A 23320-nucleotide genomic window follows, 5' to 3' on the forward strand; every position below is an offset into this window, starting at 1 on the left:
GTGAACAAAGCTAGTTCTTGGACAAAATAGAGCTGTTCAAGATGGCAAGAGTGCCAAGGATGGCCTCTTCTAGGCGCACCGTTTCCGTGGCTTGGTTTGGAAACATGTTCACGACAAATTCGGCACGCACGTTTGTACCTTCTTTTGCAATGATCTCGTGCACGCCGTGTCTTGGCGCGCCAAACACGACAAGCACGTTCTCGTTTGCCCTGATGCGCTCGCCAAGCTTGACCTCGACGTTTTTGAAATAGCTGCCTTTTCTTGACGTGATGACTGCGACTGTCTTTTCCATGCTGCTTGACAGCAGCTTTACCACTGACGGCACCTCCTTGACTTCATAGCCCCAGTAATCCGAGATGTCGTGATCTGTTGCTTCCACTGCGCGCAGGTTGGGATACGGCTGCGTGAACTTGACGTTCACCTTCTTGCCCTCAAAGCCCTGCCCCTCAAACGGCACAAGCGAGCCTAGGCCGGCCTCCACAAACAGCGCGCCCTTTACCTTTGCGATCACGCCAGTGCGCACGTCGCCGGCCCTGACCGTCTTGATGTCCTGCGCAGGCCTGTGGTGCGGCGCCTTTATTGGATGCAATATGCCGGCAAATTCCAGCTGCGTCATCTTGGGGTACAGTATCTTGCGCAAATATTGCGGCGTGTCAAGGTAGCGGAGCACGGTGCGCAAAAGTATCGGGTCTTCTTTTTCAAACTGCGATAGCGGGTCGTGGTAGATGTAGATGCGCTTTGCTCGAAAGATGGAGCAGGCGCGCGCAAACTGGGCTATCTTGATGCTCTTGTCGCGCTTGGTCTGCTCGTCTGAAAGCGAAGAGTCGGGTATTGCTACCCAGAGGTTCTGCATGTTTTTTCTACTTACCTTTCTTTATTCATTGAGAAGCTCTTCTACTATAGTTCCCAGGTAGCCTGTTGCGCCAAAGAGGTTGTGGCGCAGGTTGCCCTTTTTGTCTATTACAAGCGAAGTTGGAGTCCCGCGCATCGCGTATTCCTCAAACGTCTTGGCAGAGTATTCCTTGCCTTGCAGGTACATTTTCACGCGCTCTATCATCACCTGCTTGTCCTTTTCGCTGTACGAGCGAAAGTCCGGCACGTTTGCCTCGATCACGTCCATTATCTTGCTCTCTGTTATCTGGCCGTTTTCCTTTTTCAGCACGTCCATGCCCACCGGGAACGGTATCTTGTACGGCAGCTTGCCGCCTTTCAGCTGGCCGTACATCGACAGCGCTTTTTGCGTCTCGCCAATGACCTCGCCTGTAGTCAGCAACTTTTGCAGGTTTTCAAGCGTGTTTTTGTCATAGTCTTCAAACGCAGTAGCCATGCCAAGAACCGTGAGGCCGCTGTCACGGTACTTGTTGTAAAGTTCTATTGCCTCCGGAATGCCATACATAAAGCAGCCGGGACAGTTTACCTGGAATACCTCAACAACGACGACATTGCCCTTTTCTTGGTCCAAGTTGGTGGGCTTGCCCTGCACCCATGTAGAAACGTGCAGGTTTGGAGCCTTTGTGCCTACTTTTACTGCCATGTGTAGTAAGCAGTAATTCCCGTCACTGTATTAACCTTACCGGGATTTTCAGGCCGGGTGCTTGCCTGCTCTTTCCTTGGCAGAAGCTGCGTACTTTTCCAGCTCTTCGTCTTCTATCTTGCGCATGGTCTTTGTCTTGGTATCAATGATGGCCATCTTCAAGTGCTTGGTGCTGGACTTGTCCTCGCTGACAAGGTAGATGCACTCAACGGCAAGCGAGGCCGCCTCTGCAAGCGAGATGTCCTGCTTGTATGACTTTTCGAGGAAGTCCGTGACCTGGTCGCTTCCTGCGCCTATCGCCATTGCGTCATAGCCAATGTAGGTGCCTGACGGGTCTGTGAGGAACAGGTTTGCGCCGTTCTTGTCGACACCTGCAAGCAAGAGCGCGACGCCAAACGGCCTGACGCCTGCATACTGCGTGAACTGCTGGGCCATGTCGGCGATGTTCTTGGCAACGCCTTCGACGTCTACCGGCTCGTCGTAGATGAGCCTGTTGCTCTGCGCAAAGAACCTTGCGTGGTCAACCTGGGTCCTTGCGTCAGGGATATAGCCTGCCGCAGCGACGCCAATGTGGTCGTCGACCTGGAAGATCTTTTGTGTAACGTTGTTTATCTGGAGCTTCCTCGTCTTTTCCTCTACTGCGAGGACGACGCCATCCTTTGCCTTGATTCCTATGGCAAGGGTTCCACGCCTTACGGTCTCAATGGCGTATTCTACTTGGTAAAGCCTGCCGTCTGGCGAAAATACGGTAATTGCTCGGTCATAGCCTGCTGCTGCTGGTAACAATTCGAGCTAATTTGCCTCTCCCGTTTAATTTAAGTTTACCTCGCTTTTTACGCGGCATCTTATTGCCAAACCGGGATAAACCTCCGGATGCTTTTTTGCTCAAGCGCGCAGGAATTCTGGCTATAGAACGCTCAAGACGTGAAGGAAAAAACTTTACTCTCTGCCCTCTAGGCGTAAAGGCAGCCCGGTCTTGAAGAAGCAGTGGTAGTGTGGAACGCAACTCTAGCGACATCATTGTGCAGGTAATGCGTGTTGCCTGTTGCTGCTGCAAATACCGAAAAGGCCAGTGCTATGGCAGAAACAGCAACTATTGCAATCGCAAATGCTGCCACCGTTGGATGACTGTATGCAAATTCCTCTAGTCTTTGCCAAAGAGCCATACGCTAGAGTGTAAGCGTCTCTGCTAAATAAGAATTTGCACATAAGGCAGTGTTTGTACATTTTGTTTCTTTCCGGCCGCCCGCTTGCGAGATTATGTTATTTTGATTGATTTTAATATCGTCTGCAAGAAAGGTGTGCCTGTATTGCAGGACGACATCGCGTTCTTTGGCCACCCAAACGTCCAGTCTCTGCACGCAAGGACTGTCGAGATTACAAAAGAGGAGCACCTGACGCTGAGGGGCGATTGCATAATTGGCGTCAATGCTGAAAAGGCGTGCGCCGACATTGACGAAAAGATAAAGCGCAAGCTGGCAAGGAGCGACTCGCACGTAAAAATAGAGATAATCGTGGGAAACGATGTCTATACGATAAGCGGTGCCGGCGATGAGCGGCTTACGCTTCAAAACAAGCACGACATTGTAATCCGCAAGACAAATTTCGTCTGCCCCCGGACGCTTTCTGTGAGGTGCGATAAAGCGTCGTCTGACATACCGCGTGGCATGGTCAAGGCGCTTCAAGACCCTGGCACAAAAGGCATCTTCCGCGTAACAGTCGAGTAAAAAATATTGTTGTTGTTAGCATACGCTAGAGCCATATACAGCACATCAAGAATTTTGGTTGCGCGCGCAAACTGGCCTCATGTCGTCAGAAATATAATAGTCATTCAGCAAGGAAAAATCTGCATAGCTAGGCTTTTTGAGCGTGCATAAATGCATAATTTGGGCACGGCTGTGCATAATCGCGCTTTTGCACAGCCGGCGGGATCAAGTGCCGCAAGCAGGATTGTCCCCATATTGTATGTATGTGTGTGCCAGCACAGACGATGCTAAACACTAGTGTTAATATTAAAGAAGTAATTTTGCATCAAAACCTGCCCTGCCGGTTACTTCTTTTGTTGCCCTGCCGCCGTCAGTTCCTTGTATTCTGGCCTTTCCATCGCCCTTGCAAGAGCAGCATTTATGATTTCAAGAGCGAGAAACTCCCTGCACTTGCCGTCCTTGTCAAGCGCCAAAAAACGCTTGTCCTCATGCACGCTCTTTAGCACCTTTGCCAGCTTGCCGCTCGTATCGTCAATCAGCCGTAAAGCCTTGCTGTCAAGATCTGCTGGCGCTTGGCAGTCAAACACCCGGAGCGTAGCAGAGTAGTACTTCATCACTGCGCCCCTTACTTCGACCATCTTTGCCGCTTCTACCAGGCCTGCTTCCTTGAGCGTGTCAAGATGGTGCCTGACCGTGGTCGTGGCCTTTTTGACGCCTGCACTTCCTAGCGCTTTTGCGATTTCTTCGGCGTTCATGGGCTTGTGGCTTACAAGCTCTAGTATCCGCATTCTTGCAGGGTCGCTTAACCCCTGCGCTGCGACATGATTCAAGGTTGTCACGCGCCTTACTTTAACGTCCTTTTGAAACAGCGCATCTGCCATATGCGTACAGGATGCCGTCATGCATAGTAAAGCGCGCTTGTCTGATTGTTTTGTTCTGTTGGTTAATTGCAATCGTATCTGTAGTTGCAATATGGCATAGATAGTATAGTTATTAATTCCGCCATCTCTAGTTTATCATGATGAAATGATACTATAATTGTAGTAATGCTATGACAAATTCGGTTGGCTGTCGCGCAAAAGCGGCCAGGCAGGCGATGGGGCCGCCTGCAAGCACGCAGCATGCGGAAAAAGGCGCAGAAATAAGGCAGGGAATTGAGCGATTAAAGCGTCCTGCCGCTTATGCGCTCGTACGCAAGTATGTAGCGCCTTGAAAGCTCGCCTGCTATTTCAGGCGCAACTGCGGGCGGCTCGGGCTTTTTGCCTTCCTTTGCAAGCCTGTCGATTTCTGCCTTGAACCCTGTCTTGATGAGCCAGTCGCGCAAAAGTTGCTTGTCGTACGCCTCCTGGATCCTGCCCGGCTGGTAGTCGGCCTTGAGCCAAAGGCGGTATTCATCAGGCCCAAGCGAGTCCCCCAACACTATTCTGCCGCTTTCGTCGCGGCCAAACTCGAACTTGACATCGGCTATGATAAAGCCAGCCTTTTCGACGATTGCACTCATCTTTTCATAGAGCGAGATTGACGTCTTTTCAAGAAACTCATAGTCGTCTTTGGAGACAAGGCCCATAGAGATGGCCTGCTCCTTGTTGACTGGCATGTCGTGCTCCTCTGATTTTGTCGTCGGGTCAAATATCGGCCTTGGCAGCTTGCCGGCCATCACCGGCTTGTAATCTGCAGGCAGGCTCTTGCCAAGGTGGTCCTTAAAGCGCTCGGCAAAACTGCCATAGAAATACCCCCGTACAACGCACTCTAGCGGGATCATGGTCAGTTTCTTTACCACCATCTTGTCCTTGTCCTGCACTCGCAGCATGTGGTGCGGCGTGCCAAGGGTGTTGAACCAGAACTCGCCAAACCTGCACAATACCTCGCCTTTTCTCGGTATGGGAGTTGCCATCTTGACGTCAAACGCCGAGACCCTGTCTGAGAAATGGAAGAGGATGTTGCCATCATCAAGCTGGTAAATGTCCTTGACCTTGCCCTTGCGGATAAGCCTCAACGCCGAATTGTTGCGTGTTATGGCATATCTGCTTATCTATTGTTCTTGTTATTTTTAAAAAAGGCTTTTAACGGCGCCTGTACGAACCAACGTCGGAATTGTTAAAGAGCGACATGCTTTCCATGAAAAGCCCCACCTGCGTCGGGATAATCGGCGGCGGGCAGCTTGGCAAGATGATAGCACACGAGGCAAGGCGCATGTCGTTTAGGGTCATAGTTCTCGACCCGACCGAAGGCTGTCCAGCTTCAAGAATAGCCGACGAGCAGATTGTGGCCGACTTTAAGGACGAGGCCGCGATCATGAGGCTGGCAGAAAAATGCGACGTGCTCACCTATGAAATCGAGCTGGCCAACTCGACTGCGCTAAAGCAACTGGAGGAGAAAAACTATCCCGTCCGGCCTGCCCCTGAAACCCTGCGCATCATACAAAACAAACACCGCCAAAAGTCATTTCTTCAGAAGCACAGGATAGCAGTTCCTGATTTTGAGCTTGTAAAATCAGAAGAGCACCTGCACGAGCTGTGCCAGAAATTCGGTCTTCCCGCGGTCCTGAAAGCGACTGAGGACTCGTACGACGGCCGAGGCAACTTTGTGATAAAAACCAAGGGCGACATACACCGCGCCTACGAGTATTTCAAAGGCAGGGAAATCATGCTGGAAAAGTTTGTCCTTTTTACAAAGGAAGTGTCGATAATGGTGGCAAGAAACCCTTCCGGGCAGATAGAGTCGTTTCCAGTCGTTGAAAATATCCACAAAAACAGCATACTTGACACCACGATTGCGCCAGCGCAGATAAGCCGCAAGGTCGAGCAGAAAGCCATAAAGCTGGCAAAGAGGACGATGGAGGTTCTGCACGGCGCAGGCATCTTTGGGATTGAAATGTTTGTAACAAAAAGAGGCGACGTGCTGATAAACGAGATTGCGCCCCGGGTCCACAACTCTGGCCACTACACCAACGAGGCGTGCTCGGTGTCGCAGTTTGAGCAGCATCTGCGGGCCGTGCTTGACCTGCCGCTTGCCAAGCCGGAACTTCTGTCGCCGGCAGTCATGATAAACATCTTGGGTCCTGAAGACTTTGACGGCGTGTATGCAGTCGCCGGACTTGACGCGATGATGAAGGTGCCCGGGGCGGAACTGTACGTCTATGGCAAAAAGGTATCCAAGCCGCGCAGAAAACTTGGCCACATCACGGCTACCGGCAGGACCGTAAAGGAGGCCCTAGCAAGGGCTAAAAAGGCGCGCAATGCTATCACGCTCGTGCCGGCCGCAGAAAAAGAGGGAGCAAGCTGATAACGATGGCAACAGCGACAACAAAAAAACCGCTTGTAGGCATCATCATGGGAAGCGACTCTGACCTGCCGGTGATGAAAGAGGCGGCAGAGTTCCTCGACTCTTTTGGCGTTCCAAACGAGGTGACCATAGTGTCTGCGCACCGCACCGCAAAGCGCATGTACGACTATGCCAAAAGCGCCAAGAAAAGGGGAATAGAGGTAATCATTGCAGGGGCCGGAGGGGCGGCCCACCTGCCGGGCATGACTGCGTCGCTTACCCCCCTGCCCGTGATAGGCGTTCCGATAAAGACCAAGAGCCTTGACGGCATTGATTCATTGCTTTCAATAGCACAGATGCCGCCCGGCGTCCCCGTTGCGACGGTGGCTATAAACGGCGCAAAAAACGCCGGCATACTTGCGTGCCAGATCCTTGCGGCCAAGCACCCTGCCATTGCAAAAAGGATAGAGAAATTCAAGCAGGAGATGGAAGGTTCCGTTCTTGAAAAGGCCCAGTCGCTTGAAGACATGGGCATAGGCAAGTACCTGGCAAAAGATCGTCGATTGCAGCAGTAGAATTTATTTGGCCGCTCCCGATACCTCTTGGCGTGGAGTATCAAGAGCATAATTCTTCCAGCCATTCCCACGGTGAACTGCACAAAGAAGAGGAGCACGGGCACGGCGACGGCGAGCCAGTGATTGTCAAAAGGTTGGCGCCAAACGAGATGCTGGCCAACGACCTGAATGAACACGGCATCATTGCCGAGACGGTTGCGCAGGGCACGCATCCTATTGAGAGCAAGCCATGCTACAGCCACATGTTTGGCATGAATTCCAAGTTTACTACCAACAAGGGCGTCATTAGGGTCAGGAACAAGAACTTTGACCTTGTCCAGGTGCTCCAGAAACACTAGGTGATAAGAAAAAATGACAAGACAAGATTCAATGCCGCTTCCGTATGGTGCGCTTGACTACTACCAGGTACACTATATCGTCCAGACAGGCGACGACGTAAACACGCAAAAGTTCCTTGCAAGGTGCGAGCCGATAACCAAGGGCCACTTTTCTGAAAAGCGCGTCGTTGCAGTCAAGTGGACAGGCGCAAGCGCCTTTGCAGACAAACTGCAGCAGGACGAGCGCCTTACTGAGCTGTTAAAGCAGGTGCTCCTGCACGAGCGCGAGGTCCGCGTTGACCCGCTTGACGGGCACGTGAGGATCTATGGCCGGTGGAACCACGATGAAAACCTGAAGGCAAACCCTGTCATGGTAGAGATCGCAGACATTATCGCCGGCCACATCAAGGCCGCGCTCTAGTTCCTTTTTCCTTATCGTCACATTAGCTTCCTTCTTCATTTGCCCTGCTATTGTGACTCGTAAGCACCATATACTCTGATGACTTTACAAGTCCTTAAAGCGCGTAATCTTGTTCGTCCTCATTGTCTCCCAGCATGTTGTTGTCGGCAAATGACAATGTCATCATTTCTGGGTGAAATTTGCGAAAATAGTCTACAGGGTCTCCAGACAGCCTGTTGTCTCTCTCCTTGCGAATTATCCGCCCCATTTCATGCACGCAATATCGGTTTAGATATGAAACGAGATGCATTGGCCTGCCTGCGTTGATTTCGTCTTTCTTTTTCCTTTCGGCTGCTGTATTGTAAACGCTGCGAAGCCATCTCTTGTTTCCATTCCGGCGAAATTCTTCTTCGTCCTTTTCGTCAAATGTGGTCTTGACTCGAATCCCGAACACCCTGAATATTTTCTCACCAATCCTATTGAAGCTGGCCTGCTGAAGATCCCTTATTTTCTGGATTGCATCTTGTTCAAAAGGTTCTAGCCTTTTCAGATTCTCTTTAATCTCATTGCGCGTAATTTTGTTAGCTGGCATGCCGGCGTACAGGGCATAGTAGTAATCGCCCATAGTCCAGCCATGCATTGCCAAATTCTGCTGCATTTCCTTGTTAGCCTCTTTGACTTCATCTCCATAGAATTTTGATATTTTCTTGCCCCGCTCATCATACGAAAAATATACTATCTCTCCAATGGCTTCTGGATCCTGATGCCGATACCGCTTGTCAATAATGTAGGTGTTATCAAGAGTAGTAGCATCTAGTTTAATCAGCAATGGGGCAGGCTGATGCCGCTCTATAAGTTCCTTAATCCTCGCTTCAAGCTCATTTCGGTCCGCGGCAGTTATCTGACCTAGATCCTCGCTGCCAACGACCTTCAGCGCGCCACGCATGGCGTGGAATTGTTCGTTCTGCAGAAGAGTTGAAATTTCATCTTGGGCATATTTTTCTAGAATTGGTTTGAAAATTCTTGCTTTGATGGAAGGGTCAGGCTTTTCAGGCGGCGACGATGATGGTGATGGCAAGTTTGCTGTCAACCTATGAATAGGTCGCCTCCTCCAGTTTCACCTTCCTCGTCCTTTACGCCTGCCGCTATCGCAGACCATTTGTTGAGTATCTTTTCTGCGGCACCAAAGACTGATTCGTGCAGCAGGCTCAATTTTGCGCTATTTTCCTTGTTAAGGCGGAACATTTCGTGTGCTGGCGTTGTTGGGGTAAATTCTGCTGTTGACGGAGATAATTTGGCGTTTGCCCCGTTCACAACTTTTATCGCGCTATCCATGCATCTATCGATGATTGCCCTCGCACGCTCGTTTGGCGGGACAAGTCGGCGAAAGGTTCTCATCTCGTTAACAAACCTTGAAGCAGAAAGTGTCAACTCCAGAGTCAGGACTACTCCCTGCTCGCTCGTTGACCTGTCAGTGGATTTTGGAACGCCTTTGCTGACTACTTCACTTTCTTGGTAGTCATTCTCAATGCTCTCGTCTACTATACCCCGGGCAACTATCGTCAGATCTATTGGCCCTTTGTTGGTCATGCCCGGTGCGCGGAGGCCACGTAGACCTGCTTCATACTTGAGCGTTTGCTGGTAGCGTGCAACGGGCTTTGGCCGGACTGCCAGTTTTGTATCTTTTGTAATTATGGCAGCACCGGCATTTGATGGCTTGTCCGTACACAAACGAACCTCGACTACTCTGAAAACAACCATTTCACGGAAGCTGTGTGTCACAAGCAAGTCCCCGGCCGTCACTGGAATGGAGTCAAGTTGCTGGGCAAGTAGATCTTCTGATACGAATGACAATGCTTCTGCCAGCGGAGCCATAATTACACTTTCGGCTTGAGGAATTTCCTTTCCGGCAGGTGTCACGCTAACTTTTCCTCCTATACCGACGGCAACGTTTGTCCTGAGGATCTCGTCCAGACGAATGATGTCTTTTTCTTGATCTGTAGGATAAAGTTCATGCACTTTGGCATAGGTTCGCCTGCCTCCTCCCAATTCAATAATGTCTCCGTTAGCCAAACCTAGTGCAGATAATAGATCCCTGTGAAGTCTGGCAATCCCGCGGTGTCTTCCCAGGGCGTACGCTTCTCTTACAGTCAAAGAGACTTTTTTATCCCGATTGAATGACGCTACATCGTAAGCCATTTCCTTGCTCCTTTCTTTAATCCATTATAGCAGGCATACTGTATGTGGCATTCTCAGTTAGATAAACAAATACGCCAATCTCATTAACCAACTTGCAACAATAAAAGTGCAAGAATAGGCAATGCAATAGCTCAAAAAGATTCCCGTAGTGCCGTCTAGAATTGAATTGTCTTGTACAGAATTATATCTTGCTGGCCCCCTTCCCAATGATCACTCTTTTTCCCAAGTGTGGAAAAGCTACCAACGCAAGCGTATGCCTTTTTTCCTCAAGAGAAAGTGGCAAAGCCGAGCCTGATTCACTCAAGCTCAAACAATAATCTCCGTACCGACCAGAAATACCTTTAATAACCGTGCAAAAGCCTCTTGCACCCTGAGAATATTGATATGAGTGGTTTAAAATTTGATGGTAAAACCGTTGTTGTTACTGGAAGCGGCACCGGCATCGGCCAGGCCATTGCCAAGAGGTTTGCCGAGGCAGGCGCCAACATTGTCATAATGGGCAGGCGCAAAGAGCCCCTTGACCAGACTGCCGAGATACTAAACGACATCATCAAAAAGGCTGGCTCCAAAGGCAGGGTCGCCACCTTTCCCGGGGTGGACGTCTCCGACGAGGAAGGCATCAACACCATGTTTGAGGGCGTCAAGAAGCAGTTTGGCAGGGTCGACATCATCGTCAACAATGCCGGCGTTTCCGGGCCGGTCAAGACTTTTACAAACGCAAGCATCAAAGAGTTCCGCGAGTGCGTCGCAATACACCTGACTGGGACCTTCTGGACTTCGGCGGCCGGCCTGAAGGCGATGGAAAAGGGCGGCAAGATAATCACGATATCGACATTCTTTTCTGAGGAAAACAGGTACGAGCAGCGCCCGTACCGCTTCAGGACGCCGTACACCGCCTCGCAGGGCGCCAAGAACAGGCTTGCCGAGTGCCTTGCATGGGAGCTTGCAGAAAGGGGAATACGCTCGATTGCCACGAACCCCGGGCCGGTGCACTCTGACAGGATCTACAAGACCGTCTACCCAAAGGCGGCGGCAGAGTTTCTGCGCGTCGGCGGATACCCCGGCCTTTCATCAACCGAAGTCGAAGTGGTCACTGCCAAGGCGCTCCCGTACCTTGGCGACGCCGACGACATTGTGAAAAAAGCGTGCCGCGACGCGGCCACAGAAATTGCCGCAAAGCGGGGCCAGCCTGACGAAGTGACTGTTTCAAAACTCGCAGAAACCGTTGCCGGCGCACTTGCCAAGATGCAAGAGATTGCCGAGAAAATCCAGGGCAACACCAGCAAGATGATTGTAGACAGCGAGTTCCTTTCTCAGGACGAGGTCGCCGAGATGGTGCTGAACCTCTCTGACGAAAAGATAAGCAAGCTGATAAACGGCAGGGTGATACCAAACGACCGCGTATTTTACCCCGTCAAGCCGATTGTCGGCACCGGCGTCGACATACTGCCCGGCTCTGAACTGAAGGGCAAGGTAATCGTGCTGACCACGACGTCATCTGCCGCCAAAGACGTTGACAGGGTGAAAAAAATTGCAGGTATCGCGCAGGTTGCAGGAGCCAAGCAGGTCATAGTCCTGTACCGCAACAAGGCCGACGAGGCGCATTTCAAGGAATTCCACAGCCATGCAATCGACTTTCTCGATGAAACCGCGGTAAGGCGCATTTTCAACACTGCCAAGACGCACTTTGGACCAATAGATGCAGTCATACACTTTACCGGCGACTATGACTATAACTCAGCGTTCAGTACGATGCCAAGGAAGCAGTGGGAAGGCCTCATTGACAACTTTCTCTACATACCTGGAATGATAGTAAAAGAATCGGTAATCGCAATGGCTCCAGAGGGCGCGCTTGCCGAGCCGGCCAAGTTCAAGGGGACAAAAGGCACAGTCACCCTAGTCGGACCTGACGCCCCTGTCGGCAAGAAAATATCCGGCACACTCCGCGCACGTGCTGACGTTTTCCGGGGAGCGCTGAGGCCGTACACGGCAACTACGAACCAGGAGCTTGGCGACGTGCTTGGGTCAAACATCAAGTTGCACTTGGTGCTTGCAGGGAACAGCGAAGGAGCAGAGCCAAACGCAGACAGGCTGCATGCCTCCATCCTGAGCCTTGCGGCAGGGGCGGCGCTCAAGCGCAACGAGGCAATATTCTACGTCGATGAGGCAAGGAATCAGTAGCCCTTACTGATTCTCTCTCTTCTTTTTGATAATCTTCAGATTGTATGTATGTGTATGCGGCAGCTACAACTTTACCCCTAGCCATTCTAGGATGAACGTGATGGCTACTGCCACCAGCATGATGCCAAGCATCTTTTGGAGCGACGCTGCCTTGGCATTTTTTGACCATCTGGCACCAAGCTGCGCACCCACTACAGCGCCCGCAGAAAGCGCAACTGCATAAACATAGTTTGGATGTCCAAGCAACGCATGAGTGAATATCCCTGCAAACGACGTTATCATGAGCGTCAATTGCGAAGTGGCCGTAGCCCTGTGTATCGTCATGCGGTGTATTAGGAGCATCACCGGCACGAATATCACGCCGCCTCCCACACCAAAGAGACTCGAGATTATCCCTGCTCCAAAGGTTATCGCAAATATTGCCGCATGCTGGGCTATGGATATTTTTCGCGCCTCTTTTTCCTTCAGTATCGAGCTTCTGAAGACGATGTACGTGCCCACTGCCATTAGCAGTATGCCAAAATACAGCTTGAAATCTGCCTCTGATATCGTGCTTGAGATCAGACCCCCAAGTACCGCTCCAGGTACGGCTCCTGCTGCAAGCTCTAGTCCATGCCTGTAATCGATCCGCTTTTGGCGCGAAAATGCAACCGTGGATGACACGCTTGTAGACGTCACCGCAAACAGGCTCGTGGCGGCAGTCTGGGATGGGGGAAGCCCCATGAATGTAAGCGCCGGCCCCATGATTATGCCCCCGCCCACTCCCAGCATGGAGCCTAGGGTGCCGGCTCCAAGGCCGACTGCCACAAGCACAATCACGGTGGTGACAATGTCAAACAACAAAGGCTAGAACCTGATTGTATACCTAGATTCCTTAAAACTCTACCTCTTCTTTTAGGCGCCATCCTTCCACGCGTTCAGGACGGTTATTACTTGCGTGCCGGCGACGCCTGGGACTGCCTTTATCCTGCTTGCGATAATGTCTGCAAGGTCGCTTGGGCTCTTTGCCCTCACCTTCAGCAGCAGGTCGCCGTACGTGTGCGTCTCGTGCACCTCTGCCACCACGTCAATCAAGGCAAGCCTTTTTGCGACTTCTGCAGTTCTTCCCGGCGCCGCATTTAGGAGGACAAAAGCGATTGCGCCCTGTCCAAGCGCCATCGGGTCTATCGATACCGTGAATCTGCGTATGACCCCTTGCCGGCGCAGCCTGTTTATCCTGTTTCTCACCGTCCCTTCGGTGACTTTTAGCATTCCTGCGATCTTGACTGCAGGAGTCGAGCTGTCCTTTTGCAGGATCTCGACAAGCCTGACATCCAGCTCGTCAATTTTGTAAGCAGCCGGCCTCACAAGGCAAGCGTTGCGCCTGCTTGCGCTTTATAGTTTTGTCATTGTTGTTGTAAACATATTAACCCGAATACTTTAAGCAAATGGGTAACCGAAATTGCGCGTAATCCTTGTGGGCTTTGGCGTCGTCGGCCAGAGTTTTGCCAAGCTATTGCTCTCACGCTCTGCAGACCTTTACAGCCAGCACGGGGTAAAGCCAAGGATAGTGGCGTGTGTCGACAACAGGGGCTCTGCCGTATCGCCTGCCGGCCTCAACCTTGAGCGCCTGCTTGCTGCAAAAAAAGCCAAGGGCACTGTCGGCGCCTATGACAAAAAGTCTGCAACAAAGTTTAACCCATTGCAGGTCATTGAAAACGTCGAGGCCGAGGTTGTAATAGAATGCACGCCTACAGACCTCTCGACGGGCGAGCCGGGGACGTCCCACATCATATCGGCAATGAGGACTGGCAAGAACGTCATCAGCATAAACAAGGGCCCACTTGCGCTTGCCTTTCCCTCGCTGATAGAGCTGGCAAACTATAACGGGGTCATGTTCAGGTTCAGCGGCACCGTCGGGGGCGGCACACCGATACTTGAGTTTGCAAAGCGCTGCCTAAAGGGAGACAGGATAACCTCGTTTCAGGGAATACTGAACGGCACTACAAACTATATCCTGAGCAAGATGGAAGAAGGCCTGACGTACCAGAGCGCCCTTTTGGACGCCAAGGAAAAAGGCTACGCAGAGGCCAAGCCCGAGCTCGATACAGACGGCTATGACGCGGCCGCAAAACTGGTCATCATGGCCAACTGGATAATGGGCATGAAGGTGACCATGAAGGACGTGGCAAGGACGGGGATATCAGAGGTCAGCGTCGCAGACGTGGAAAAGGCACAATCCCGTGCAAACGCGATAAAACTGATAGCAGCATGCGACAGCAGGCGCCTTGAGGTCAAGCCTACGGAGGTTTCCAAGAAGGACCCGATATGCGTCAACGGCACGCTAAACGCTGTCACTTTCTCGTCGGAGCATTCGGGCTCGCAGACCATCATAGGGCGGGGAGCGGGCGGCATGGAGACTGCAAGCGCGGTTCTCCGAGACCTCATAGAGATTAGAGACACGATTTTTGAGCGCTAAAAAGGCGCTTTTTCCACCCGGAAAAGGGCGTACAAGCCTTGTCAAAATATGCTTAGCTGAGCTGTCAAGCAGTAGAAACAAATTACCTATAAATATCCGATCTGCATTCAAATTCTTATACTAGAACTATGCAGATTTTAGGCATGGACACGGAAAAAACTGAGGAAATTGCAGGCGGGGAAATTGTCTGCGACCAGTGTGGCAAGAGGCCAGCCGAGATATTCCAGGTGACGGGCGACTATTGCGTCGAATGCTGGCAGGCCATAACGCACACAAGTACATAATTAAGTTAGTGTTGGATATTAGCCTAAAATATCATAGTTCCTAGTTTCAGCCTGTAATGGCTTTAATCGTTGAAGCAAAAGGCGCATACCAGAGGTTTCTTAGTAAGACAAGAAATGACTTCACACGTAGGCAATACGATCACTTTCTAACTACATTTATCGAATTCACTCTGAAGGTCAAGGTCGATTCTCCAAAGCTTCAAGAACTGAAGAAGGAATTTACAAAGAACCGCCACAAGGAAAAGGCCACAAAGGAGGCACTCAAGAAGTCAATACTAGAAGAGAAAATTAGGATCATGGAGCCATTGGTTGCTCAGATCACAGAGCTTCCTATTACAAGCTTGGAGGACCTGATAATTGACTTCATCAACTACCTTAGTGGAATAGGCAGAGGTTATGGCAGCCAGATTGCCGTTGTAAACGCCATGCGCAAGTTCTGCAAGGCCAATAAAATAGTCCTTGATTTTGATGGGCTACGAGAAGCAGTTGGAGAGGATGACACGGAGAGGGACGACAAGCCGTATTCTAAGGACATGGTTCAGAGGGTCATGCAAGCAGCCGACTTGCGTAAACAGACAATCATAGGAATCCTTGCATCCTGTGGAATGCGCAGGGGAGGTTTGGCAGATTTGAAGTTAAAGCATCTGACAAAACTTTCGGTAGATAATTGGCCTACGGTGTATGCCCTAAAGGTGTATCCCAACTCAGCAAGGTCCTGCTATACCACATTTGTAACGCCAGAGGTCACGGCAATCATTGATCAGTACTTAGAATCCCGTCGAGCCGCCGGAGAGACGTTAAATGAAGAATCACCATTGCTAAGAGAGCAGTTCGCTATCGAAAGCGCCGACAATCCCCGGCACATCACAACGGGCACGATAGCACAACTCGTGCATCAAGTGATTGAAGATGCTGGACTAAAAGGAGAACTAAGGAAGAACAAAATCCATGAAATGCACGGGTTCCGTAAGCATGTTTACACTGAGCTCATTAAGGCAGGAGTTAAAGACATCAACGTTAAACGCATAGTTGGACATTCTACTGGACTAGGCAAAAACTATGACCGCCAAGAATTGGAAGACGTGTTGCGAGATTACATGAAAGCGCTGCCTGCCTTAACCATCTCTGATGCTCCGGTCCTCCGTGCCGAGCTAGAGAAGATGAAGATACAGAATGCAGACATTGATATCTTGAAAATCAAGGTCAGCCAGCAAGCTGATGACCTGCGGGTTATGCAGAGCATACTTGAGAGATATGCCAAGGGTGAGATACAACAGCCGCCTAAGAGGTCGCCTGAAGAGGAGCGGGACTATTTGGAGTGGCTGTTGCGGGATTATGAGAAGGAGCATGGCGGCTCCTCCTAGCCTTCGCATAACAGGCACGACCACAATACTTGCCTTTACCCATTTTCAAATGTGATTTAGGCACTCGAACTGGAGCATTACAAAATCGACAATTATTTACAACGCTGCGAGTACTCTCACGTTTTGGAATTATTTCCATACGATTTGGGCATTGAATGTAGCATTGCCATGAGCAGAACAGATTGGCATCACTCCTTGGCTTGAACGGTTTTCCACAATTCCTACAGTTAGGCAAATGATATCTGTTCTCCTGCCCCGGAAAGTAGGGATTAAAGCGGCTGTCCCAATAGCATCTATGAGAGCAATAGAACTCGCCATGTGCGTTATGTGAAAGACGTTTCCCACATTGCCGGCAGGTTGGCAAGCCGGCTTCATACCGTTGAATGATAGACTCGACAAAGAATCTCCGGTTACGAGTCTGCCGGCAAATATCGTCAATGCCAAAACCACGTTTGAAAAGTTTGATGATTAGATCTCTAGAGTCAAAGCCCCACGTGACCTTCTTGGGCTGAGGTGGTAGGTACTTTGGAACGTATGGCTTGTATTTTTTCCTAAAACCTACCACCTGTGCTTGTCACCTATGCCCCATGCCCTAGTTCGGAAGAGGAACGCCCGGTTGCGTTGATGTGCGAAAAAAGGTCACGGTGGATTTGCCAGTTATGCCTATCTTTGACTTGGCCTTTTCCATACTTTTCAGCATTCGGGATTCATTCAAAGAGGCAGCAGACTCACTCTCGGCGAGATATCTTTGGCGGGCTTGCTCGAACTCGGCATGTTGTGCTTCCGCCTGCTTGATCTCCTCTAACCGTGACAGCTCATCAGCTCGTGCCTTTACCGCCTTTTCAGCAAGGCGTTTCTGTTTCGCTGCACGACGTACTATCTTTAGTTTTTCTGTCTCGGTTAATTTCCTTGGCATATCTATCTAAAATTAAAAGGAGAACGGATCCCGGTCATGCCAAACCGGGCCCCGTATACGGATTAGTCAGCGCAATAGAGGGAATGATGCAAGGAAGCCTCTTTGTGTTATCAGGACCGCCATGAAGATCAGTGCTGGCTGTACGCCGTTTCAGACTTTGCAGGCTAGGATGATCATGAACTAGTTCTATGCCTAACCTCAAAAAATAAGGTAAAAAAGGACTTGGCTTGGATATTCGTTCCTAGTTTACGGTCTTGGCTATCTCAAGCAGCTTGGACAGAGACTCCATACCCGAAATAGAATATCCAAGTTTTGTGTTGTCATCAAACCATGCTACCTTTCCAGGCATCTGAGCAGGTGTTGTCTCTACGGTTGTTCCATTGATTTTGTATGTAGATGCGCCTTCAAACGGCTCCCATCCGTATCCTTTGAATCCATTTACCTCAATAGCCTGCGGATGTGCCTGTAATCCCGGATCCTTTGAGAAGTTGTCCAGCGATATTCTCTGCATTTCCTCACTACTGCTTGCCCAGTCTATTGGTCCAGTAAGCTCTACTATGGAACGTTCCTGAACTTGGTTATCCAAACCAAGGTTTGGACAGATTTCATGGTCTGCATAGTAGAGAGCCACAGTGTTTGGGAAGTCTGCTACTGCTTTTAAGGAATATCCGCTAGGCAGGGAGGCTAGATCTGGTTGCTTTATGGGAAAGTTTACTTCTATCTGAGAAGGGTCTGTTTTGCAGACGTTCTTGTCAGTAGCAGATGCCTCGTCTGTAGTCGTATTGCTGCCAGAAAGCAAGCCTGCCATTTGTAGAGATAGCACATATGCGATTGCCACTGCAGCAATCGACACTCCTATCACGGTCGTTTTCATCTTGTTATTCATCATAACTATTCACCCGGTAACTCCCACTGCTGCGCAAAGTTTCCAGATGTGACACAGTCATCCGTAGTTGCAAGACTAGGTCCAACATCTACCTTGTCTATAAGTTGGGTACCTCCAGCATTGTACTTTGCTTTGTAGTCTATTAACCATCCCGGACTCGAAACGCCATTAGTTGTATAGCACTTTACTAATGATCCGGTGCTAAAATATGTCGATGAGTCTTGCGTAAGGACGCCAGAGTTCCAGTAATAGTAATGATTTCCATCAAACTCGCCGGGCATTGTATTGCTTCCCGCACCATAGATGCTGAAGGTTCTACCTGTTACGCCGGCGATTGAGCCTGTGCTAAAAGTGCCTGTTCCAAAACAGTATGAATATACATTTGATAAAGATCCTGTAATAGCCTGACCTGTCCAGCAATTTGCACTAGTACCCGATTGTGCGTTTTGTGTTACAATAAGACGAGGTTGAGAGCCGCTACTAAGTTGATTGACCAGATTGTGTGTGGGTCCTGAGCCGTTGGGCTTGACGTAAATTAAATCATAATTGATCACAAGAGAAGTACTGGTATCTTTGTATGACAACCACCCAGCTCCTATTCCTTGATTGCCATTGATAGCATCTATGTGCATAACATATGCTACATAATCCCTATGATTATTGAAACCAAGGCTACTCATTACAGGGGTTATGACAGTAGCGGTGTCTGTTCTTACTCCTGCTACTACTCTACTACCTGATGGGAGTATGCCTACGTAGGCTTGTTGTTGCGTTGCGTTAGCCACCAATGGAACGACAAGTAGGCCTCCGACAGCTATGATCACCACGACATATAGAAGATTATTGCCAGCAAGCATCCTCTCTTACAATTTCCCTTATCTTGAACAATCATATAAGATTTTATCCGAATCATGTTCCTGAGAGTTGCATTATACGCTTTCAGAAAATGGATTCATAAGAGAATCACACTGGCTTTTCCGGCGAGTCGGTCCCTTGAGGGACCGACGAGCACAGGGGCGAGCATGGAGTAAATATCAAAAGCAGTTTTCCTTCTCCAAATAGTGGAGAATGTTTTGGTCTGTGAGCTGTATTCCTCCACCGTGATCGTTGACACAGACAAACTCCATCCTTTCAACATTGGCATCATAATCAATATCTATAATCAAAACTACCTGAGGCTCCCTTTGCAGGGTGCCGTTGTATCGCAGGCTGGTATTCCCTGCCTCAGTCTTCTCGTAGATGACTTGACGGCCCTCCACGGTTACTTTTGGTTCTCCGTACTTCTTTTGGAACGCTTTCATCTCTGGCAATGTATTCAGTTTTTCTTTCACAAGTCCTTCGCTGTTGGGTTTCAGGCCTATGGGAACGTCGGCTGGCGGACTGGTTTGCAAGAGTCTGGGCAAATCAGGAATTACAACAACGATTATGATGACCACCACTATGATTGACATGATTAATCCAAATATCAAGAAGCGAGAATTGTCACCGCCTATGAAAGGGTCAATCGACAAGTGTCTGGAATCTTTGCGTTATGAAAGTTAAGGATACTGGAGAGTGACGATAGAAGCTCATCAGAGGGCCCGAAACGGAGGACGAGCTTCGCAATCATTGATTCTAACTCGCTCAGGTTATCAAACTCCCTTTGACCCTCAGGATCGCCAGAAAGAGAGTGTCCCCGCTAGCAATCTCCATTCCGTCGAAGGTATCCTTGCGAAACAAAATGCTACCTCTAGAATCGACAGATTTGAATTTGACTGCAACATTTGCATATGCAATGTATCTCGCACCATTAGCATAATTCGCCCAAATGTTCCTACCTTCTTGAGTGAACGATCCGAGAACGGTTGCATCAAGGTATGCGGCTAAAGGATTCTGTCGATGAGAGATATCACTTCCGCTCACCCCTAATACAATCTCTGATTTTTCATGGAGACCTAACCGGTCCACATCGTCTTTTCTCACTATGATGCTGCCTCGTAGGTTGCTGTAGTAGCCATCCGTAAGCACCAATTTCACAAAAGCATGATCTTTTTGGAGGGGAGTCATTTCATGGATGTACACGGAATACGTTCCCTTCCATTCTCTCCTCATGCGATTATTAACTGGAAAGACATTCAAAATATTTGTATTCTTTGCCATCGACGTCTAATGAATAACAAAAGAATCTGTAAGTATCCGAGAGGTTCTTCAGCACAAGTGCCCACCAACCCGGGATCCCTGAGAGCTGACGAGCGTGAGGGCATCATAGTATCATTTTCTAGTCTGCAATCACCTCACGAAATATTCTTAAGAATTGGACATCTAATCTCACCGGATCAGATAAATCTTGCAGCTTGATGGTAGTACGGTCGGATTACTTTTGACAGTAATTGTTGCCGGTTGTATTTGCATCTCCTTTCTTTTTGAACCGACTGCATATGCACAACAGGGAGGAATCGGGTCAAGATCAGTTCCACCACCGGACTATGAGAAATGGAACGCAGCTCATCCCACTCTAAGAATGAATATCATACATTATCCAGCAGATAATTCTACAGTAATTAATCTACGATTGTATGATAACCGAACAAATCAAGATATTCCTTGGGTATACTATCACCTGAATATCACCACTGCAGACGCATCATCCACTCCCATCGTCAATGACTTCTTTCAGACACATAATGGCACGCTAGTTCTGAAGATAGTTAGTGACCCTAGTCTTTCTGCTGCAAAAATTATTGCATCGAGAGAGCCCTTTATCGGTGCCTATGTGGCTGACCCGAACTCGCCCATCGTCATCATGACGCCATTCATCAAACCGTCTGGTTCATATCTTCTCCATGCCGAGATCTTTGGCGTTTACTACCCGACGAATATTTTTGATGACAGGCACATTAAGGGGACCACATTTGCATTTGATGGAAGTGATGTAGTAAACGAGACGCACGCAGTTCCAGAGTTTTCAATCATCTATCTAGTGATGGCCGCATCTGTTGCTGGAGTCATTGCACTATTTAGAACCAAAATAAAGTTTGGCTTGTAATATGTGGGATGTCTTTCGCCACTGTCAGCAATAGCTGATATAGCGAACCTTCATCGTTTCTGTTACTCCGAATACAGTTTGCCATCCGCCGTCAACGTCCAGTAGATGTCAAAGCTTGGAGGATAGTTTGGCTTAAGGAAGAAGCAATTCGATGAATCAATTCCCAGAAGGTCAATATGTATGTGATACGTGCTTGGCTTTTCCAGCAGTACGTTGTCTATGTTTATGGTGCCATTATGTTCTGGAAGATAGGGCGGATAGTACGCTTGAAAAATCGTTGGTTCTATCGGAGCATGAATTACTACTGGATCAGTTGAGTTTTCAGAAGCCGCATGTAAGTTTAGTGTGAGGTCTGCAGTAGTGTAGAAAAGAGTAGGAGCAAGGACTACTTTCTGGTCATCTCCATTAGTAATGGTTAGATTGTAATGTAGAAAGCGAATTATCTTTTGTGTTTCGTTGTCATACAGTGTTATTTTTAGTGACAAATCCGTCTTACCTGCAGATGCAGGATGGGAGAGTTTGCCATTGTTGTCGTCACCTGCATGCCCTTGCGCCAATGGCAACGCCGTTATGTTATAGCCAAGTACTACTCCTTTGTGAGCAGGTGCCAATATGGGTGGCTCGATCCTATCAGAAGCGATAAAAGCAGGCCCCACATACTGACATTGAACAACGCTAGAACTTGCCAAGGCGTTGACATGATTTTCAGCTTGCATATAGCATATTGACGATATCATAAGCATGACCAACGCAAGCAGGAGACATCGAGAAATCAACATTCCACTGCTGCCTCCCCTTACGAAGGAGTCAATCGACATACGGAGAGTGTCGAATCATGATAATTAAGAATACTGGAAGGGAATGATAGAATAAGAAGGTGGGAGGCGAGCGCATGAGGACGGTGGTAGTGGCGAGAGGAGGGCACTGTCTTGCCATTTCTTTATATTCCCAAAAATGATATGGATGAATGTGTATTTGAGTGAATGGCGGGTAGTAGCAACAATTCTAAAGAAAAAACAGAAACTATAACTTTTCGACTGAAGGCCGAGCTTATTGACCAGCTAAAGAAGGAAACAATAGAAGAGGGAATGAATCTTAATTCTCTCGTCCAGAAGGCTCTGATGGAGTATCTTTGGTGTCATTCAGGCGTCGCCAAAGGAACGATGGTTCCTACTTCAAAGTCAAGATTCAAAGCTATAATGGAAGAGCTATCCAAGGAGCAGATACTCCGGGTGTCTGAAGCCAATGACAAGACGAATCCGAAATCGTTGCAGTTTGTTTTGCATGGAGAATATACCGAACAGGCTCTGAGTGAAAGCCTGGAGATATGGTCGATTGCTTCAAGATTTGACTTTGTGAAGAGAATACTGGACGATAAGAGAGTTTACATGTCAGTTCGACATGGCATGGGATACAAATGTTCACTCTTTTTTTGCACTACTATAGTTGAAGCGATTCACAATGCCTCCGGCAGGCGCCCATTGGCAACTGTTTCGGAGGATTACTTTGCACTAACTGTCGATCCTACGGCGGCTAAACATGTACTGCAGTCTCCAGAGCTGCAGCGCAAAAAGATAAAGGGAGAATAGCTAGCAGGCATTTCTTCACCGGGCGCACTTGATAATTGATTACAACGAGCTCAAAGGGCGAGCAATATCTATGCTGCCTCTCCATCACTTCTCGCAAATGAGCTTCGCCACCTGTCGTGGATGGAAATTATGGGCCCGTTTGCCATAATGAGCTCGCAATAAAATTAAACAGAGTCCTATAATCGCTAGTCCTAAAATACTACCGTGGGCGAGCCTGCCGCCGAGCCTCCTCAAGGGGGCGAGGTTGAGGGTGAAGCGGTGGGCGGATGGAGTAGGGCTTTAACTACACAGGCTTGTAATCTGCTCTGCCACTCTCGTATCCTGCATTGTATAGGTTCCGCAAGGGTGGTGCTAATAGCTGTATCCAGCCGGGTGTATGCATTGCAATGTCTTCAAGGCTTGGGTTCGAGCCTTCTGTCTTTGCATATCTTGTGTACGAAATGAAAGCCTCAAACTCTTCTTCTTTCCCAAATATCTTGGAGATGGCTCCTAGCGCATCCAATAATGCGTACTCCATTCGAGGATCCATTATGGCAGGCATATGCGAACGACATAAGGCAAAGAAACCTCAAGGCGTTGGCCGGTATGAGCAAGGACAGAGGCGCTGTCAGACTTGTTCAGT

28 protein-coding genes are annotated in these 23320 nt (G+C 49.2%); 11 read left to right on the plus strand and 17 right to left on the minus strand.

Translation table 11 applies throughout. The features are described from left to right. Nucleotides 1-10: 10 nt before the first annotated feature. The 4 genes from NTE_RS08235 to NTE_RS08250 all read right to left on the minus strand — a co-directional run bounded on the left by NTE_RS08235 (nt 11) and on the right by NTE_RS08250 (nt 2700). Nucleotides 11-853: a putative RNA uridine N3 methyltransferase gene (locus NTE_RS08235; protein ID WP_148700585.1), complete on the minus strand. Its 843-nt coding sequence runs from the start codon at nt 851-853 to the stop codon at nt 11-13. Between the two features lie 21 nt (nt 854-874). Beyond that, the gene (locus tag NTE_RS08240; RefSeq protein WP_148700586.1) at nt 875-1534 is read right to left on the minus strand and encodes a thioredoxin domain-containing protein; all 660 of its coding nucleotides are present in this window, start codon (nt 1532-1534) and stop codon (nt 875-877) included. A gap of 48 nt (nt 1535-1582) precedes the next feature. After that, a complete protein-coding gene (gene psmA / locus NTE_RS08245; protein ID WP_148700587.1) occupies nt 1583-2320 on the minus strand; it encodes an archaeal proteasome endopeptidase complex subunit alpha in 738 nt (245 codons plus the stop codon). Nucleotides 2321-2487: 167 nt separating this feature from the next. Next, nucleotides 2488-2700, minus strand: coding sequence for a hypothetical protein (locus tag NTE_RS08250; RefSeq protein WP_148700588.1), 213 nt, complete (start codon nt 2698-2700; stop codon nt 2488-2490). Between the two features lie 135 nt (nt 2701-2835). On the opposite strand from NTE_RS08250, the gene NTE_RS08255 reads away from it, so the two are divergent. After that, nucleotides 2836-3261: a DUF371 domain-containing protein gene (locus tag NTE_RS08255; RefSeq protein ID WP_226987261.1), complete on the plus strand. Its 426-nt coding sequence runs from the start codon at nt 2836-2838 to the stop codon at nt 3259-3261. Nucleotides 3262-3584: 323 nt separating this feature from the next. On the opposite strand, the gene NTE_RS08260 is transcribed toward NTE_RS08255, so the two are convergent. After that, nucleotides 3585-4121: an ArsR/SmtB family transcription factor gene (locus NTE_RS08260; protein ID WP_158385275.1), complete on the minus strand. Its 537-nt coding sequence runs from the start codon at nt 4119-4121 to the stop codon at nt 3585-3587. Nucleotides 4122-4402: 281 nt separating this feature from the next. Beyond that, a complete protein-coding gene (gene purC / locus NTE_RS08265) occupies nt 4403-5236 on the minus strand; it encodes a phosphoribosylaminoimidazolesuccinocarboxamide synthase (RefSeq protein ID WP_148700590.1) in 834 nt (277 codons plus the stop codon). Nucleotides 5237-5334: 98 nt separating this feature from the next. On the opposite strand from purC, the gene purK reads away from it, so the two are divergent. The 4 genes from purK to NTE_RS08285 are packed head-to-tail and all read left to right on the plus strand — an operon-like array spanning nt 5335 to nt 7817. Next, nucleotides 5335-6525, plus strand: coding sequence for a 5-(carboxyamino)imidazole ribonucleotide synthase (gene purK / locus NTE_RS08270; RefSeq protein WP_226986919.1), 1191 nt, complete (start codon nt 5335-5337; stop codon nt 6523-6525). Between the two features lie 5 nt (nt 6526-6530). Further along, complete coding sequence (gene purE, locus NTE_RS08275; protein WP_148700591.1) at nt 6531-7079, plus strand: 5-(carboxyamino)imidazole ribonucleotide mutase; 549 nt, start codon at nt 6531-6533, stop codon at nt 7077-7079. A gap of 32 nt (nt 7080-7111) precedes the next feature. After that, nucleotides 7112-7417 (plus strand): hypothetical protein, encoded by a 306-nt coding sequence (locus NTE_RS08280; RefSeq protein ID WP_148700592.1) that lies wholly within the window; start codon nt 7112-7114, stop codon nt 7415-7417. A 13-nt stretch (nt 7418-7430) separates the two neighbouring features. Further along, entirely contained in the window at nt 7431-7817 is a 387-nt protein-coding gene (locus NTE_RS08285) for a hypothetical protein (protein WP_148700593.1), read from the plus strand. A gap of 94 nt (nt 7818-7911) precedes the next feature. Here the strand turns inward: NTE_RS08285 and NTE_RS08290 are convergent, their stop codons facing one another. Continuing rightward, a complete protein-coding gene (locus tag NTE_RS08290; protein WP_148700594.1) occupies nt 7912-8886 on the minus strand; it encodes a hypothetical protein in 975 nt (324 codons plus the stop codon). Continuing rightward, nucleotides 8883-9995 carry a CDC48 family AAA ATPase gene (locus tag NTE_RS08295; RefSeq protein ID WP_148700595.1) on the minus strand — a complete coding sequence of 371 codons (1113 nt, stop codon included), beginning with the start codon at nt 9993-9995 and terminating at the stop codon, nt 8883-8885. Before NTE_RS08295 ends, NTE_RS08290 begins: the two co-directional genes overlap by 4 nt. A gap of 384 nt (nt 9996-10379) precedes the next feature. On the opposite strand from NTE_RS08295, the gene NTE_RS08300 reads away from it, so the two are divergent. Then, complete coding sequence (locus NTE_RS08300; protein WP_148700596.1) at nt 10380-12176, plus strand: SDR family NAD(P)-dependent oxidoreductase; 1797 nt, start codon at nt 10380-10382, stop codon at nt 12174-12176. 63 nt (nt 12177-12239) lie between these two features. Here NTE_RS08300 and NTE_RS08305 read toward each other — a convergent pair whose 3' ends face one another. Both NTE_RS08305 and NTE_RS08310 read right to left on the minus strand, forming a co-directional pair. Further along, a complete protein-coding gene (locus NTE_RS08305; protein ID WP_148700597.1) occupies nt 12240-13016 on the minus strand; it encodes a sulfite exporter TauE/SafE family protein in 777 nt (258 codons plus the stop codon). A 54-nt stretch (nt 13017-13070) separates the two neighbouring features. After that, entirely contained in the window at nt 13071-13523 is a 453-nt protein-coding gene (locus tag NTE_RS08310; protein WP_148700598.1) for an Lrp/AsnC family transcriptional regulator, read from the minus strand. 94 nt (nt 13524-13617) lie between these two features. On the opposite strand from NTE_RS08310, the gene NTE_RS08315 reads away from it, so the two are divergent. The 3 genes from NTE_RS08315 to NTE_RS08320 all read left to right on the plus strand — a co-directional run bounded on the left by NTE_RS08315 (nt 13618) and on the right by NTE_RS08320 (nt 16282). Further along, nucleotides 13618-14634, plus strand: coding sequence for a homoserine dehydrogenase (locus NTE_RS08315; protein WP_148700599.1), 1017 nt, complete (start codon nt 13618-13620; stop codon nt 14632-14634). Nucleotides 14635-14777: 143 nt separating this feature from the next. Next, nucleotides 14778-14918 carry a hypothetical protein gene (locus tag NTE_RS16535; protein WP_158385277.1) on the plus strand — a complete coding sequence of 47 codons (141 nt, stop codon included), beginning with the start codon at nt 14778-14780 and terminating at the stop codon, nt 14916-14918. Between the two features lie 56 nt (nt 14919-14974). Beyond that, complete coding sequence (locus NTE_RS08320) at nt 14975-16282, plus strand: tyrosine-type recombinase/integrase (RefSeq protein ID WP_148700600.1); 1308 nt, start codon at nt 14975-14977, stop codon at nt 16280-16282. Nucleotides 16283-16874: 592 nt separating this feature from the next. On the opposite strand, the gene NTE_RS08325 is transcribed toward NTE_RS08320, so the two are convergent. From NTE_RS08325 to NTE_RS08345, 5 genes are all read right to left on the minus strand, one after another. Then, nucleotides 16875-17198, minus strand: coding sequence for a hypothetical protein (locus NTE_RS08325; protein WP_148700601.1), 324 nt, complete (start codon nt 17196-17198; stop codon nt 16875-16877). A 241-nt stretch (nt 17199-17439) separates the two neighbouring features. After that, a complete protein-coding gene (locus NTE_RS08330; protein WP_148700602.1) occupies nt 17440-18087 on the minus strand; it encodes a hypothetical protein in 648 nt (215 codons plus the stop codon). A 2-nt stretch (nt 18088-18089) separates the two neighbouring features. Then, nucleotides 18090-18941 (minus strand): hypothetical protein, encoded by an 852-nt coding sequence (locus NTE_RS08335; protein ID WP_148700603.1) that lies wholly within the window; start codon nt 18939-18941, stop codon nt 18090-18092. Between the two features lie 177 nt (nt 18942-19118). Further along, a complete protein-coding gene (locus NTE_RS16955) occupies nt 19119-19595 on the minus strand; it encodes a hypothetical protein (protein ID WP_193354065.1) in 477 nt (158 codons plus the stop codon). Between the two features lie 112 nt (nt 19596-19707). Then, a complete protein-coding gene (locus tag NTE_RS08345; RefSeq protein WP_148700604.1) occupies nt 19708-20223 on the minus strand; it encodes a hypothetical protein in 516 nt (171 codons plus the stop codon). Nucleotides 20224-20410: 187 nt separating this feature from the next. Between NTE_RS08345 and NTE_RS08350 the strand changes: the two genes are divergently transcribed. Then, on the plus strand, nt 20411-21109 hold the full coding sequence (locus NTE_RS08350; protein ID WP_148700605.1) for a hypothetical protein: 699 nt from the start codon (nt 20411-20413) through the stop codon (nt 21107-21109). Nucleotides 21110-21171: 62 nt separating this feature from the next. On the opposite strand, the gene NTE_RS08355 is transcribed toward NTE_RS08350, so the two are convergent. Beyond that, nucleotides 21172-21798, minus strand: a complete 627-nt coding sequence (locus NTE_RS08355) for a hypothetical protein (RefSeq protein WP_148700606.1) — start codon at nt 21796-21798, stop codon at nt 21172-21174. Nucleotides 21799-22092: 294 nt separating this feature from the next. Between NTE_RS08355 and NTE_RS08360 the strand changes: the two genes are divergently transcribed. Next, the gene (locus tag NTE_RS08360; protein ID WP_148700607.1) at nt 22093-22698 is read left to right on the plus strand and encodes a hypothetical protein; all 606 of its coding nucleotides are present in this window, start codon (nt 22093-22095) and stop codon (nt 22696-22698) included. A 283-nt stretch (nt 22699-22981) separates the two neighbouring features. On the opposite strand, the gene NTE_RS16540 is transcribed toward NTE_RS08360, so the two are convergent. Then, complete coding sequence (locus NTE_RS16540; RefSeq protein WP_158385279.1) at nt 22982-23227, minus strand: hypothetical protein; 246 nt, start codon at nt 23225-23227, stop codon at nt 22982-22984. Between the last annotated feature and the right edge of the window lie 93 nt (nt 23228-23320).

The sequence above is a fragment of the Candidatus Nitrososphaera evergladensis SR1 genome, from assembly GCF_000730285.1.
GTDB lineage: Archaea > Thermoproteota > Nitrososphaeria > Nitrososphaerales > Nitrososphaeraceae > Nitrososphaera > Nitrososphaera evergladensis.